The sequence below is a fragment of the Pseudothermotoga elfii DSM 9442 = NBRC 107921 genome, from assembly GCF_000504085.1.
In the GTDB taxonomy this organism is placed as follows: domain Bacteria; phylum Thermotogota; class Thermotogae; order Thermotogales; family DSM-5069; genus Pseudothermotoga_B; species Pseudothermotoga_B elfii.
Genome location: NC_022792.1, coordinates 862761 through 876146, shown reverse-complemented (window position 1 = coordinate 876146; position 13386 = coordinate 862761). Strand labels below are relative to the sequence as shown.

The 13386-nt window shown below is 39.7% G+C and carries 14 protein-coding genes; 4 read left to right on the top strand and 10 right to left on the bottom strand.

The window, feature by feature from the left end; translation table 11 throughout:
* The 5 genes from TEL01S_RS04335 to TEL01S_RS04315 are packed head-to-tail and all read right to left on the bottom strand — an operon-like array spanning position 1 to position 3667.
* Positions 1-672, bottom strand: a complete 672-nt coding sequence (locus TEL01S_RS04335) for an amino acid ABC transporter permease (RefSeq protein ID WP_012002910.1) — start codon at positions 670-672, stop codon at positions 1-3.
* Positions 669-1424 carry an amino acid ABC transporter ATP-binding protein gene (locus TEL01S_RS04330; RefSeq protein ID WP_012002909.1) on the bottom strand — a complete coding sequence of 252 codons (756 nt, stop codon included), beginning with the start codon at positions 1422-1424 and terminating at the stop codon, positions 669-671. Before TEL01S_RS04330 ends, TEL01S_RS04335 begins: the two co-directional genes overlap by 4 nt.
* Positions 1421-2059, bottom strand: coding sequence for an amino acid ABC transporter permease (locus tag TEL01S_RS04325; protein ID WP_228369049.1), 639 nt, complete (start codon positions 2057-2059; stop codon positions 1421-1423). The genes TEL01S_RS04330 and TEL01S_RS04325 overlap by 4 nt, the downstream gene beginning before the upstream one ends.
* Positions 2060-2118: 59 nt before the next feature.
* On the bottom strand, positions 2119-2844 hold the full coding sequence (locus TEL01S_RS04320) for a basic amino acid ABC transporter substrate-binding protein (protein WP_012002907.1): 726 nt from the start codon (positions 2842-2844) through the stop codon (positions 2119-2121).
* 37 nt (positions 2845-2881) lie between these two features.
* Positions 2882-3667: a DUF368 domain-containing protein gene (locus TEL01S_RS04315; RefSeq protein WP_012002906.1), complete on the bottom strand. Its 786-nt coding sequence runs from the start codon at positions 3665-3667 to the stop codon at positions 2882-2884.
* A gap of 84 nt (positions 3668-3751) precedes the next feature.
* Here TEL01S_RS04315 and TEL01S_RS04310 point away from each other — a divergent pair, with 84 nt between their 5' ends.
* Positions 3752-5251 (top strand): methyl-accepting chemotaxis protein, encoded by a 1500-nt coding sequence (locus TEL01S_RS04310; protein ID WP_012002905.1) that lies wholly within the window; start codon positions 3752-3754, stop codon positions 5249-5251.
* On the opposite strand, the gene TEL01S_RS04305 is transcribed toward TEL01S_RS04310, so the two are convergent.
* The 5 genes from TEL01S_RS04305 to TEL01S_RS04285 all read right to left on the bottom strand — a co-directional run bounded on the left by TEL01S_RS04305 (position 5248) and on the right by TEL01S_RS04285 (position 10742).
* On the bottom strand, positions 5248-6207 hold the full coding sequence (locus tag TEL01S_RS04305; RefSeq protein WP_028843277.1) for an ABC transporter ATP-binding protein: 960 nt from the start codon (positions 6205-6207) through the stop codon (positions 5248-5250). The two genes, TEL01S_RS04310 and TEL01S_RS04305, sit on opposite strands and share 4 nt — an antisense overlap.
* 12 nt (positions 6208-6219) lie before the next feature.
* On the bottom strand, positions 6220-7182 hold the full coding sequence (locus tag TEL01S_RS04300; protein WP_012002903.1) for an ABC transporter ATP-binding protein: 963 nt from the start codon (positions 7180-7182) through the stop codon (positions 6220-6222).
* 3 nt (positions 7183-7185) lie between these two features.
* On the bottom strand, positions 7186-8082 hold the full coding sequence (nikC, locus tag TEL01S_RS04295; RefSeq protein ID WP_012002902.1) for a nickel transporter permease: 897 nt from the start codon (positions 8080-8082) through the stop codon (positions 7186-7188).
* A gap of 2 nt (positions 8083-8084) precedes the next feature.
* The gene (locus TEL01S_RS04290; protein WP_012002901.1) at positions 8085-9095 is read right to left on the bottom strand and encodes an ABC transporter permease; all 1011 of its coding nucleotides are present in this window, start codon (positions 9093-9095) and stop codon (positions 8085-8087) included.
* Between the two features lie 72 nt (positions 9096-9167).
* On the bottom strand, positions 9168-10742 hold the full coding sequence (locus TEL01S_RS04285) for an ABC transporter substrate-binding protein (protein ID WP_012002900.1): 1575 nt from the start codon (positions 10740-10742) through the stop codon (positions 9168-9170).
* Positions 10743-10851: 109 nt separating this feature from the next.
* On the opposite strand from TEL01S_RS04285, the gene TEL01S_RS04280 reads away from it, so the two are divergent.
* Genes TEL01S_RS04280 through TEL01S_RS04270 form a run of 3 tightly spaced genes read left to right on the top strand, consistent with a single transcriptional unit; the run spans position 10852 to position 13382 of the window.
* Complete coding sequence (locus tag TEL01S_RS04280; protein ID WP_012002899.1) at positions 10852-11538, top strand: rhomboid family intramembrane serine protease; 687 nt, start codon at positions 10852-10854, stop codon at positions 11536-11538.
* A 4-nt stretch (positions 11539-11542) separates the two neighbouring features.
* The gene (locus tag TEL01S_RS11015; protein ID WP_028843279.1) at positions 11543-11722 is read left to right on the top strand and encodes a hypothetical protein; all 180 of its coding nucleotides are present in this window, start codon (positions 11543-11545) and stop codon (positions 11720-11722) included.
* Positions 11688-13382, top strand: a complete 1695-nt coding sequence (locus tag TEL01S_RS04270) for a glycoside hydrolase 5 family protein (RefSeq protein ID WP_028843280.1) — start codon at positions 11688-11690, stop codon at positions 13380-13382. Before TEL01S_RS11015 ends, TEL01S_RS04270 begins: the two co-directional genes overlap by 35 nt.
* The last annotated feature ends 4 nt before the right edge of the window (positions 13383-13386 follow it).

The following is a 13386-nucleotide window of genomic DNA, read 5'->3' as shown; positions in this document are numbered from 1 at the left end:
CTACCTTTCTCCAACCACAGTACCGGGAATCTGCAATCTTTTTTCAAGTTTTGAGAAAAGAACTGTTGCCAGCCACACCAGAGCTATATAAATAAAAGCAGTAAGGAGATATACTTTGAAAAATTCAAAATTTCTGCTTGCAATAAATTTTGCCTGAGCCATCATCTCTGGTGCTCCTATTATATAAGCCATCGATGTATATTTCAGCAAATATATGAACTCATTAGTCCATGCGGGTATAACTCTCCTCAATGCCTGGGGCAGGATTATTAACCTCACAGCCTGCCATTTTGTCATTCCTATTGATAGAGCAGCAACCATTTGTCCTGACCCGATTGACTGTATGGCTCCGCGAATATATTCTGCCTGATAAGCAGAACTGTTTATACAAAACCCAATTAAAGCCGCCATTAAAGGAGTGAGCCTTATTCCGTAGACTGGTAGACCATAGTAAAGGATAAATAATTGAACAAGCATTGGCGTACCGCGAATTAGTTCTATAAAACCTGCGCAAATAAATCTGATTATTTTTCTTCCATAGATACGACCCACGCACAAAATGATTCCCATGATAAATCCTGTTATCGCAGCAAATAATGTCATATATAAAGTTGTAACAAGGCCATTGAGTAACTTTGGAAGAGAAAAAATCGCAATTTCCCAGAAGCTCATTTTGTTTTTTCCTCTCCGTAAAGTTCACTCAGTTTTCTTAAAAATTGTCTTGTCCTTTCTTTCTGAGGATTTGTAAATATAAGATTGGTCGGTCCATGTTCAACTATAACTCCGTTTTCCATAAATATTATTTCATCAGCAACAGTCCGAGCAAAGCCAAGTTCGTGCGTAACAACGAGCATGGTCATTCCAGATTTAGCAAGATCTGTCATAACAGAAAGAACCTCACCGATCAGTTCTGGATCAAGCGCCGAGGTCGGTTCATCAAAAAGAATCAGCCTTGGTCTCATAGCAAGAGCTCTTGCTATCGCTACACGTTGTTTTTGCCCTCCAGAAAGCTGTGCTGGATACAAATTTACTTTTTCCAAAAGACCTACTTTTCCAAGTTGTTCCATCGCAATCTTCGTAGCTTCCTCCTTGGGAATCTTCTGCACCTTCACCAAACCTATTCTGACATTATCAAGAACCGTAAGATGGTTGAAAAGATTAAAATCCTGAAAAACATATCCTATTTTTTGCCTCATTTTATGAATATTATGAGATGTTATCTCTTCATCATCAAGATACACTTTTCCTGAGTCTGGTTCCACCAATCTGTTTATACAACCAAGAAGAGTACTTTTTCCTGTACCACTTGGTCCTATTATAACTTTAGTTTCTCCCTTTTTAACCTCAAGTGACACCCCTTTAAGGATCTCGTTTTTTCCGTAACTCTTTTTAAGGTTTTCCACCTTCAGGACAATATTGTTCAACGCGAAACCTCCTTGATTTCAAAACCGGGTACTTGAAGTTTCCTTTCAAGAAACATCATAACTCTATTGGCCAACAATGTCATGATCAAATATATTACAGCGCAGGTAATGAAGATTACCATCGGCTCATAAGTAGTGGAAATAATATAGCTTCCCTGTCTTAAAAGTTCCACTACACCAAGTGCATACGCCATGGAAGAATCTTTAAGTACTATGGTGAGTTCATTTGTCCATGGAGCTATGGAAAAACGAAGTGCCTGCGGAAAGACAATATATCTGAAAATCTGAATCTTTGTCATTCCAATAGACATGGCCGCGAGAGTCTGACCTTTGCCAACTGATAATATAGCTCCTCTGAATATTTGGGATTGGTAAGCCGAGCTTCTTAAACCAAGCCCAAGTACACACGCCAGAAATGGGTCAAGTCTTATGCCTATTTCTGGTAATCCATAGAAGATCAGCATGAGTAAAACTAAAAGCGGTATACTTCTCAAAATCTTTTCATAAAAAGAACTTAACAGGCGGGCAGCACGGTTACCATAAATCTGTGAAAAACTCACAGGTACTGCTACGATCAAGCCGACCGCCAGTCCAAGAACAGTCAACTCTATGGTAACCAGTGTGCCCCGAAACAGATAAGGCAGAGAATAAATGACCAGTACAAATTTGTCTACGGTTTAACCCCCCACTCAGCTCAGAAATATTTATCAATAAGCTCGGACATTTTTCCAGATTCGTTAAGAACCTTTATAGCATTGTTTATTTTTTCAAGCAATTCTTTTTCCCCTTTTCTAACAGCCACGCCGTACTGCTCACCTGTTGTTATTATTCCAACAACTCTGACGGGTTTTGTAGCAGCAAATCTATTTGCAACCGGCGAGTCAAGGACAATCGCATCTATATTTCCATTTAACAAGTCGCTTAGAGCAAGTACAAAGGTGTCATATCGTTTCAAATTTTTTTCAGGGAGCATACCTGTACTGACCAGATTGTCTGTACACCACAAATCACCTGTTGTACCAGTCTGAACTCCGATCTTTCCTTTGCTAAAGAGAACGGTAATAGTTAGAGGACTTTCCGATTTAACAATCACACTTTGATCTGCTGTCCAGTATGGAATTGAAAAATCTACCACCTGCTTCCGTTCGTCAGTAATTGTCATTGCAGCCGCGACTACATCAACCTGACCGGCACGGAGTGCAGGAATGAGCGAATCGAAACTCATATCAACAAATTTCAGATCAAATCCGGCGATTTTTGCAATTTCCCGCATTAGATCCATGTCAAACCCAACAAATTGACCATTCTCGATGTACTCAAAAGGTGGAAAATCTGCACTGGTACCAACAGTTATAGTCCTGGAAAAAGTCATGGCAGAAAGCAAAATTAATATAAGAAACATCGCACGTGTAAATTTCATCTATTCCCCCTCCTTTCGAATGAAAATTATATCATAACTACCCCTGCTCGAGTTTTGAAGATTTTGCGAGTTGAAATGAGGCTAATCCCGTAATTATTATAACAACCATCACGCAAAGGTACCCATATAATGAAAAACTCTGCTTATCGAATGGCTGAATCTTTAAAAGTGACGCTATCACCAGCCCAAAAATGAAATTTCTTGTCTGAACAAGAAATTTTTCAAAGAGATATTTCATAAAAATAGAAGCAAAAATCAAACCAAAGATTGCACCAAAACCAAACAAAAACAGTAAATCTATCTTCATTGAACTTACTGCACTCAATACATCGTTATACACACCAAAAATAAGCATAACAAGAGAGCCACTCAAACCAGGTATAACCATGGCAAAAGCTGAAATAAAACCAACAACTGGAAAAAGAAATTTTGAAGTGTTGAAGGATATACTGGAGTATTCCAAGAAAAGGAATATAATGATTCCAAACACTATGTAATGAATTTTAATTTTACCAAGTTGTTTTGCCAGAAATGGTACAGTACCCACAACAAAGCCAAAAAATGCTGCGTAGGTGAAGCCGGCAGCATGATTTAGAGACCAGTTTACAAATTTTGATCCGAGTACAATAGAAATGACCAAACCTGCGCCAACAAAAGAAACCATTTTCAGCTGATCCTTAGAAAATTTTAACTTGAGGATGCCAACAATCGCCATAATTAATTTCTCATAAATCCCCAAAACAACTGCAATTGTTCCACCGCTTATTCCAGGCACAAGATTCGCCAGGCCAATGAGAAAACCGCAGATGAATTCTCTAATCATTTTCTTCCTCCTGCTTCGTCTTCAGCTATTCTACAACAATTCTAATATATAATAAAATCGATAAACTTTCGAGGAGGTATAACAATGAGTATAGTCATTGTTTTCGTTAGTATCGCAGGATTGCTCTTTTCTCTGTTCAGGACGTCTTACTCACAGTTGTTAACTTCTATACTGTTCTGTGCCATCATCGTATTTGTACTGATAAGAAATTTCCTCAGAAGAAAGCCGTCTCAAGTAAAGTCCATTCAAGATAAGGCAGACGAAACAAACAATCTTTTCAGAGAGCTCTTCATATCCTCAGATGGCCTTAAAAAAGATGCCGAAGATCTCGCCAATGCCTCAAAACAAATGGAAAGTATGTCTAACACGCTCTCGCAGAGGTCTAAAAGAATATCAGAATTGATTCAGTCACTCACCGCTTCTCTGGAAGAGACATCATCAGGAGCAAATGAAATTGCAAATAGCGCCAAAATGGTAGAAGAAAGTACCGGAAAGATGCAATACAAATTTGAAGACCTTGAACGGGATGTTTTAAAGTTGAAAAAAGAAGTGGATGATCTTTCTCATGAAAATCTCGTTGCTAAGGAAAGGCTGAATGATCTCGTTCAAACGATGGGCAGGCTCGGAAAAGTTTCCCAGGGGATAGGGGAAATGGTAAAAGTAATTCAACAAATAGCCGAGCAAACAAACCTTCTGGCTCTCAATGCGGCAATAGAGGCTGCAAGAGCTGGTGAACATGGACGTGGTTTTGCTGTTGTCGCTGATGAAGTTAGAAAACTTGCTGAACAATCTCACAGATCTGCCCAGGAAATTTCTGATCAGGTTAAAAATATAGAGATTACTATTAATGAATCAATCGATAAAAGCAATACAGTTGTTGATTCTGTGGAAAAAACCGTGGCTTTTGGAGAAGAATTCAATTCTTCTCTTTCACAATTAAAAGAGAGCATCTCTGAATTCAAAAATATAGTGAACGAAGTTCTGTATGCGATAGATTCGCAAATACGATCTACCCAGGAAATAGAATCCGCCGTGAACAGCAACGCAACAACTGCAAGTGAAATACTCAACTTTGTGGAAGAAACCGACAAAGCCGTTCAGCAACTCAGCACACTTTCGCGGAATCTTTCGAATAGCAGTGAAATTCTCACAATAAAGTCTCTTAAACTCAGAACGCTTACTGGAACAAGAAAATGGCTGGTAAAAGAACTTGAAGATTTACGTGATTTAATCTTATCTGATGAATGCCAGAAACTTGACTGGACAAGCCTTGAGCCCAAAGTAAGGGACTTCTTAAAGCTTAAAGGCGACATTTACGAAGCATTTTTTATAGCAGACGAAAAAGGAAACTTTATAACCAGCACAGGCAAAAAAGGAAATATATCTGACAGAAAATATTTTAACTACTTGAAGCAAAACAAAACAGACTGGACAGTGTCAGATCCTATTAAGTCCCGTGCTACAGGAAACATGGTTTTAACAGTGGCTTTTTCTATAATAAAAAACAATACATTCAAAGGCGTTGCAGGAGCAAATCTGATACTAAAACGCCTTGAAAAACAAATCGAACAGGAAAAAATTTAACGACAAAAATGGCATCTGCAAAAATGCCCGGGGGCTACCTCGATAAAATCGGGAACCTGTTGCTGGCATATACTCTGTGCCTTCGGGCATCTTGTATGAAAAACACATCCTTCTGGAGGATTTGCCGGATTAGGTATTTCGCCACGTGGAACAGAGTGCTTTCTTTTCCCTCTCCCCACAGTCGGTACGGAATCAAGTAAAACAGATGTATAAGGATGAGCAGCTCTTTTGAAAATGTCATCTTTAGAACCAAGCTCCATAACTTTCCCAAGATACATAACAACGACATTCGTCGCCATATAATCGACAACTGCCAGGTTATGTGTTATAAACAGATAAGTGAGTGAAAATTTCTCGCGCAACTCTTTCAAAAGTGCAAGGACGCGCGCCTGAACGGACACATCTAATGCAGAGGTAGGTTCATCAAGTACCACAAATTCCGGCTTTAGTACAAGCGCTCTGGCTATTGCTATTCTCTGTCTTTGCCCTCCAGAGAATTCGTGTGGATATCTGAACATGTGTTCTTCTCTCAAACCAACAAGTTCGAGAATATCCCTGATTTTTACATATATTTCATCTGATCTCATATCGAAATGAATCTTCAAACCCTCACCAATGATATCTTTTATAAGCTTTCTCGGGTGAAGAGAGTTGTAGGGGTCTTGCTGGACAATCTGCATTTTTTGTCTGTATTCCATCATTTCTTTGCGAGTTAATTCACTTATGTCGTTGCCGCCATAGAATATCTTTCCAGACGTTGGTTCAATAAGCTTCAAAATAGTTCTTCCAAGCGTGCTTTTACCAGACCCGGATTCCCCTACTACAGCAAATATAGAACCTTTTGGTATCTGGAAAGTCACATCTTCAACTGCTTTCACATACAGAGGTTTTGAGAAAAAGGATTTTCTGATCTCAAAGTATTTTTTCAGATTCTCAACTTTGACTAATGTTTCCACAAACAACGCCTCCTAATTGTAAAGGTGGCATGCCACGAAATGATCTGGTTCAATTTCTAAAAGCGATGGCAATTCACTTGAACATTTGTCGAAAGCTCGATTGCACCTCGGATGAAATCTGCATCCCGACGGTGGATCAACCAAATCAGGAACAGTACCAGCTATGCCTTTAAGGTCTCTACTTTTATCTATCACAGGTATTGACTCAATCAATCCTTTAGTATATGGATGAAGTGGGTTGTTGAATATTTCCTCGCTCTTAGCCACTTCAATAACATTTCCAGCATACATAACAGCAACACGATCACAAAATTCAGAAGCAATTCCAAGATCATGAGTAATCAGTATAACCGCATTTTTTCCGACGGTGACCAATTTATCAAGCAGTTCAAGTATTTGAGCCTGTATGGTAACGTCGAGCGCAGAAGTTGGTTCGTCTGCTATGAGAAGCTTTGGCCTTGCTGCTAAGGCCATAGCGATCATGACTCTCTGGGCCATACCCCCACTCAATTCATGCGGATAGAGATCTTTCGTTCTTTGCCAATCAAGTCCGACCATCTCAAGTGCTTCAGGAACCTGAGAATATGCATCTTTTATTGTTATTTCACGGCTGTGAGCAATTGTCTCAGCTATCTGGAAGCCTACTTTAAAAACCGGATTCAGTGCTGCTATTGGCTCCTGGAAAATCATAGAAATCTTTTTCCCTCTTATTTTATCCATTTCATTCTCATCAAGTTTTAAAAGATCCTGATTGTTAAATAAAACATTACCTGATACTATCTCACCTGGTTGTTCTATCAAACGCATTATTGAAAGTGCTGTGACAGATTTCCCGCAACCAGTTTCACCGACTATCCCAAGTCGCTCTTCTTCATTCAACCAAAGCTCCACACCATTTAAAGCCTTTATAACACCTCTGTAAGTATAAAAAACCACGCGTAATTTACTGACATTCAGTAATGAGCCTCGATTCATAATTTACCTCCTGAGTCTTGGGTCGAGTATATCTCTGATACCATCACCAAGTAAATTAAAACCGAGCACGACTATAGCTATGAATAAACCCGGAAAGGTTGAAATCCACCACTGCTGTACCAAATAACTCCTCCCATCGCTTACAATGGCGCCCCACTCTGGTGTAGGAGGTTGTGCTCCCAAACCAAGAAAACCAAGCCCGGCAGCCGTCAAAATAATCGTTCCCATTCTCAATGTCAACTGAACAAGAACGGGCGATAAACACATCGGCAAAACATGGAAAAACAGAATTCTGAAATTACCAGCGCCCACGGCTCTTATTGCTTCGATATAAGGCTGGGATTTAACCCTCATTGCCTCCGCCCGAGCAAGTCTCGCGATGACAGTCCATTCAACCAAGGAAATAGCGATTATAGCATTAGTTAAACCTCTCCCAAGCATGGCGGAGAGAGCCATCGCAAGAATAAGTCGTGGAAAAGCGAGAAAAATATCTGTAATACGCATTAATATTTCATCAATGGCTCCGCCAAAATATCCGGCAGTCACGCCAACACCTATTCCAATTGCTCCGCTGATTACCGTAACGAGAAATATGATCCAGACCTCAATACGTGCACCATACATAACTCTACTGAAAATATCTCTACCGAATTGATCAGTTCCAAATATGTGCTGCGCACTTGGTGGTTGCAATCTGCTGGGCAAATCTGTCTTCACCGGATCATATGGTGCAATCAAGGGAGCAAAGATTGCCATAAGAATGAAACCTATTACGATAAATGTTCCAATCATAGCCAATTTAGCGCGTCTCCATAAATAAAAAGTGTGCTTCCAGTCTTCTATAATCGGTCTCCATTTGGAAACAGCTGTTTCTGTTTTCAAATCTGTCAAATAAATCACCCCTAAACACGCATTCTCGGATCTAAAACAGCATATATTATGTCAACTACCAGATTAACCAGTGAGTAAACAACAGCCACAAAGAGAGTACCACCCATAACAGCAGGATAATCCAGAAATAAAAGCGCATTGACAATGTACCTGCCGAGCCCTGGCCAGCCAAAGATTGTCTCAGTCAATACAGCGCCTTCAAGTAAACCACCAAAAGTTAAGCCAATAATTGTCACGACAGGTATCAATGCATTTCTCAAGGCATGCCTGTATATAACCAATCTTTTGCCAATGCCTTTTGCTTTTGCAGTTCTTATATAATCTTGTCTGAGAACATCGAGCATACTCGAACGGGTAATTCTTGCAATGGAAGCCGTGGCGGAATATCCCAGAACCACAGCCGGTAGAATTATGTGAGATAGAGCATCCTTAAAAGCCTCAAAGTTTAGAGTCAGCAATGAATCAATAATTAATAAACCTGTTATTCTATCTGGCGCTGGAGTGAAAAGACTTAACCTCCCTGTTCCTGGCAACCATCCTAACTTGTAATAAAAGAGCAGCAGCAATAACAGACCTGTCCAGAAAACAGGCATGGATACCCCGAGTATTGAGAAAACCCTCGAAAAATGATCTATGAATCTGTTTCTGTACACCGCTGAAAAAATTCCGAGTGTAATACCGAGCAAAATCGACACGAAAGTTGCAGCAATCGCAAGCTCAAGTGTTGCCGGAAAAAAGTCAGCTATATCCGTGGTCACGGGTCTATTGCTCTTTAAAGATACACCAAGGTCCCCCTTCAATAAACCGAACATGTAATCGAGAAATTGGTTTATCAAAGGTTTGTCAAGCCCAAGGCGATGCCTCATGTCATCAATCAGATCGGGTGGAGCATTTCCTCCCAAGATGGCTCCGACAGGATCAGCTGGGATAACTCGGGCAACCACAAAAACTATTACAGATACACCCAGAAGAACCAGAATCATCAGCAACAGTCTTTTTAAAATAAAAGATGTAAGCTTCATCTTCTGAAAAATCCTCCCAAAATCTCAAATAAAAGGTGGCGGGATTCCCCACCACCTTTTGTACTTAAAGTATTATTTCTTGGAAATTTTAGTGAAATCAAAAATCAAACTGTAACCTTCTCCTGCCTTTTCAAAACCCACGACATCGCTACTGACTGCCCAGTAATTGACTGGTTGATAAAGCATCGCAAATGGACCCTTTTCCATCCAGTATTTCTCAAGTTCTCTGTACATCTCGACACGCTTATTGTTATCCATTTCTAATCCTGCCTTTTCTGCAAGATCTGCTGCATAATCATCATACCACATATTTCGCCACGCAAGTTGTTTTACTCTGTAATCAGCGAAAGGTTTAGCCAGATTATCTGTATCGGGATAATCTATTCCCCAGCCAGCGACGATTATTTGTGTGCCCTGTTGTCTGTATTTTGCGTACATTTCCGACGCGGGCATCAGGGAAATATTTGCTTTAATACCTATTTCTGCAAGATTAGCCTGGATTACCACGGCTTCATTCTGACGAATATTTGTTGTATTGGTCAACAACTCAACTTCAAACCCATTCGGGTATCCTGCTTCTGCCAGCAACTGTTTTGCTTTTTCCACATCTCTCTTAAATGGGTTGTTGTTTGAAAAACCAAGATATCCGATAGGTATGAAACTTTGGTTGAGAATTGCAAAACCTCTTCTGACTGATTTTATGATCGCATCGTAATCAATAGCGTATTTTATGGCAAGCCTGACGCGTTCGTCTTTAAACGGTCCCCATTGGGCATTCATGGCTACATACTCATTTGATTGAGAGGCAGTTACAATCAATCTAACAGGTCCTCCCTTTGTTTCTCTGAGCTGTGCGGCTTGTTCTGGTGTTATATTCCATGCTACATCTACATCACCTTTTTGTACTAACAAGAATTGCGTTGTTTCTTCCGGAACATCCATTATTATGATTCTCTTCAATGTTGGCTCGCCGCGCCAGTATCTTGAATTTGCCTGCATCGCAACCTGCTCTTTACGCTTCCATTCTATAACCTGGTATGGACCAGCACCAGCCGATTTATCAGTCAAATATGTTTGACCGAGGTCACCATTTACTTCGTTCGCAAGTACAACCTTTTTGTTCACAACTCCTGCCCACGGACCGGAGAGTATTGAAAGTACGATGCTCTGGGCAAGGGGCTTGGTAACTAATTTCACGGTGCCATCATCAACTTTTACGATTGTTTGTTCCATATTTTCAGCTGTTAAACCAAGTTCGTTGAATAACCATGCCGGAGATTTATTGATAGTCAGAGCCCTTTTGAAAGAGAAAACAACATCCTCTGCCGTCAATGGATCTCCATTGGCAAATACCAGACCTTTTCTTAAATAAAAAATCCATTCGGTAACATCACCCTTATTTACAACTTCCCATTTTTCAGCAAGCTCCGGTACAGGTGTAAAAACACCGTTAACAGGCTCAATTTTTACAAGTCCAGCGTATGCTGCCTCTACCACCGCAGATGCAAATGTTTCATAACAGACAGCCGGATCAAGAGTAATAAATATCTCTGTGTTGCCTGCTATAACAAGAGTATCTTTTGGGGTCTTAGCAAAACTCAAAACCGCTAAAAATGTTAGTACAACCAAAAATGCTTTTCGCCACATAACTTTTCCCCCCTGCAATAGGTTTAATGTAACTATACCATAGACAAGGATTCTTTTCAAGTATTTCTTTTTTGTGGTAGTTTATAATGGACACAGGAGGTGCCGCAGTGTGAGAACGTTGAAAATAACACACATCATCTTAGCAGTTAATGTTTTAATAGCTATTGTGATGTTTTTTGCTGGCAATCTGTCAGCTTTCCGCAGTCAAACATACCTATTCATAAGATTTGGCGCTCAGTACGGTCCTCTGGTGAGTGATGGAGAATGGTACAGGCTTATAACAGCTATATTTGTGCATGGCGGGTTGCTTCATTTGCTCTTCAATTCTTATGCCCTTTTTTATTTTGGGACAATCGTTGAATCTGTTTACGGCCCAGAAAAATTTATCTTTTCATATCTTGCAACAGGGGTTGTCGGCAATATCGCAACACATCTTTTTTACTATAGGGCAATCTCCGTAGGGGCGAGCGGTTCTATTTTTGGTTTGGTAGGGATATTATTTTCTCTTGGTTTCAGGCGAGACACACCTTTTTTCATGAAACAATTTACTGGCTATGCCTTGTTGCCAATGATTTTGTTTAACATAATTTACGGGTTCATACCAGGCAGCGGCATCAACAATGCCGCTCATGTTGGTGGTTTTGCTCTCGGCATGCTTCTTGGATATTTGCTTTCCCCAAGACCTGCTTATTATTCGAGAAAAAGCTGGTCTTTATTATGGAAAATAATCGCCATTGTATGTGGCGTATCAATAGCCAGTTCTTTCATTTTGCTTGTAAGTTTTTCTGCGAGGTGATCAGATGCAATTTTTGATAGGCACAAATTACTGGTCAAAAAGCGGTGCTTTTATGATGTGGGAAGATGAATACTACAACCCGGAGATTATAAAAAAAGCTGCATACAATGAAAGATCTTGGCATGAGCTTGTGCAGAAGTTTTCTGTATTTGCCAACATTTTTTCCCGCGCCAAACTCTATTAGTGAAAAACATCTCGCAAGGTATAAAGAATTTCTTGGATTGTGTGAAGATATCGGTATTCAAACAATGCCAACGTTTATCGTCGGGCATATGTCTGGTGAAAACCATGATATTGCTTTCAGAGAATCAAGAAATCTTTACAGTGATCCGTTTATGCTTGAACAGCAAATATATTTTGTAAAAAATGTGGTCTCAGAGATAAAAGATTTCAAATCGATCTACGGCTACATTCTTTCAAATGAAATGCCTATTTATGGGAGTGCCGATACACCAGACAATATAATAAGGTGGGTTAAATCACTGACAGAAGCAATAAAGTCAATTGACCTGCATAGATTAGTTGGCACAGGAGATGGTTGCTGGAATGCCTTTGGCGGGGAAAATGGATTTAATTTAAAGCAATTATCAAATGTTGTGGATTTCTTCGGCCCACATTTGTACCTGAGTGAAACCGACGAGTACAGACATTCAATGTTAAGCGAGTTCACAGTGAGGTTTGTTTCACAATATGGATTACCAGTTTTTCTTGAAGAATTTGGCGCGTCATCTTCTCAAGCTTCAGACGAGAATATAGCTCTGTACTACAGGGAAGTTCTGTTAAATTCTCTCTTATCCGGTGCTTCAGGAGCAATTAACTGGTGTCTGAATGACTTTGATCTTGTATCAGTAAAGCCCTATATACATCACCCATTTGAATTGAAATTTGGTATTGTAAGAGAAAATGGGGTTTTAAAAGCCGCCGCTGAAGAAGTTAAAAACTTCAGCAAGTTTGTTTTAAACCTGAGAAATTCACAGATGGAAAATAGTGAAGCAGTTATTCTTGTCCCGAGTTACTATAATACTCAATACCCATTCAGCCACGACAGTCCAGCTGAAACATTCAAACACATGCTTCAGGCGTTAACAATGTCTTCGAAAGCCGGTTTCTCTATTGATTTTGCAGAAGAAGCAGATTTAAAACGCTGGAAACGATACAAACTTGTCATATTACCAAGTGAGAGAAAATATCTTGCCACCACATGGGAAGCTCTTTATGAGTATGTCTGCGAAGGTGGAAATCTTTATCTAAGCTATTATTGGGGAAACAGTGGTTTTCAACAGGGTATCTGGTCTCACAATATCGATAAGTTGACAAGCTGTCAGTTTAATTTGAAATATGGTCTGAACAGTGCTTTGAATGAATCAATTTCTCTTTCCTTCGAAAATAACAGCTGGGTGATTAAAACGGATCATTGCGGGATATGGGAAAAATCTTACGCCCCTCTTTCAAAGTGCCCGAATAACGTAAAAGTCCAGAACTTAGATAAACGCGAGTTGAGATTGATAGAAAATACAATTGGGAAAGGTAAGGTTTTCTTCTGCAATTTTCCAATCGAACATATTTTATCAACCAGCGAATCAGTGAATTTTACAGACAAATCCCATTTATTTTACAGGTACATCGCTAAGCAAACCAGCATAAATCTTTATCACACAGACAACGATGCAGTAAGGGTGAAAAAATTGCGGTTACCTTTGTCATCTGACAAACTTTATTTGATTCAAAACATTTCCTGGGACGAGCAAAAAATCAAGCACATTTTTGACAATGATCAAACTATTAAGACAAATATTACTTTAACTCCAAAACAATATCTGGTTGTTTTGATCAAAGCAACGTAGCATA

Bases quoted from the DNA above. Each gene is read 5' to 3' on its own strand.
- TEL01S_RS04335 (WP_012002910.1), bottom strand. From the start codon at position 672: ATGAGCTTCTGGGAAATTGCGATTTTTTCTCTTCCAAAGTTACTCAAT.
- TEL01S_RS04320 (WP_012002907.1), bottom strand. From the start codon at position 2,844: ATGAAATTTACACGTGCGATGTTTCTTATATTAATTTTGCTTTCTGCC.
- TEL01S_RS04315 (WP_012002906.1), bottom strand. From the start codon at position 3,667: ATGATTAGAGAATTCATCTGCGGTTTTCTCATTGGCCTGGCGAATCTT.
- TEL01S_RS04310 (WP_012002905.1), top strand. From the start codon at position 3,752: ATGAGTATAGTCATTGTTTTCGTTAGTATCGCAGGATTGCTCTTTTCT.
- TEL01S_RS04300 (WP_012002903.1), bottom strand. From the start codon at position 7,182: ATGAATCGAGGCTCATTACTGAATGTCAGTAAATTACGCGTGGTTTTT.
- TEL01S_RS04290 (WP_012002901.1), bottom strand. From the start codon at position 9,095: ATGAAGCTTACATCTTTTATTTTAAAAAGACTGTTGCTGATGATTCTG.
- TEL01S_RS04285 (WP_012002900.1), bottom strand. From the start codon at position 10,742: ATGTGGCGAAAAGCATTTTTGGTTGTACTAACATTTTTAGCGGTTTTG.
- TEL01S_RS11015 (WP_028843279.1), top strand. From the start codon at position 11,543: ATGCAATTTTTGATAGGCACAAATTACTGGTCAAAAAGCGGTGCTTTT.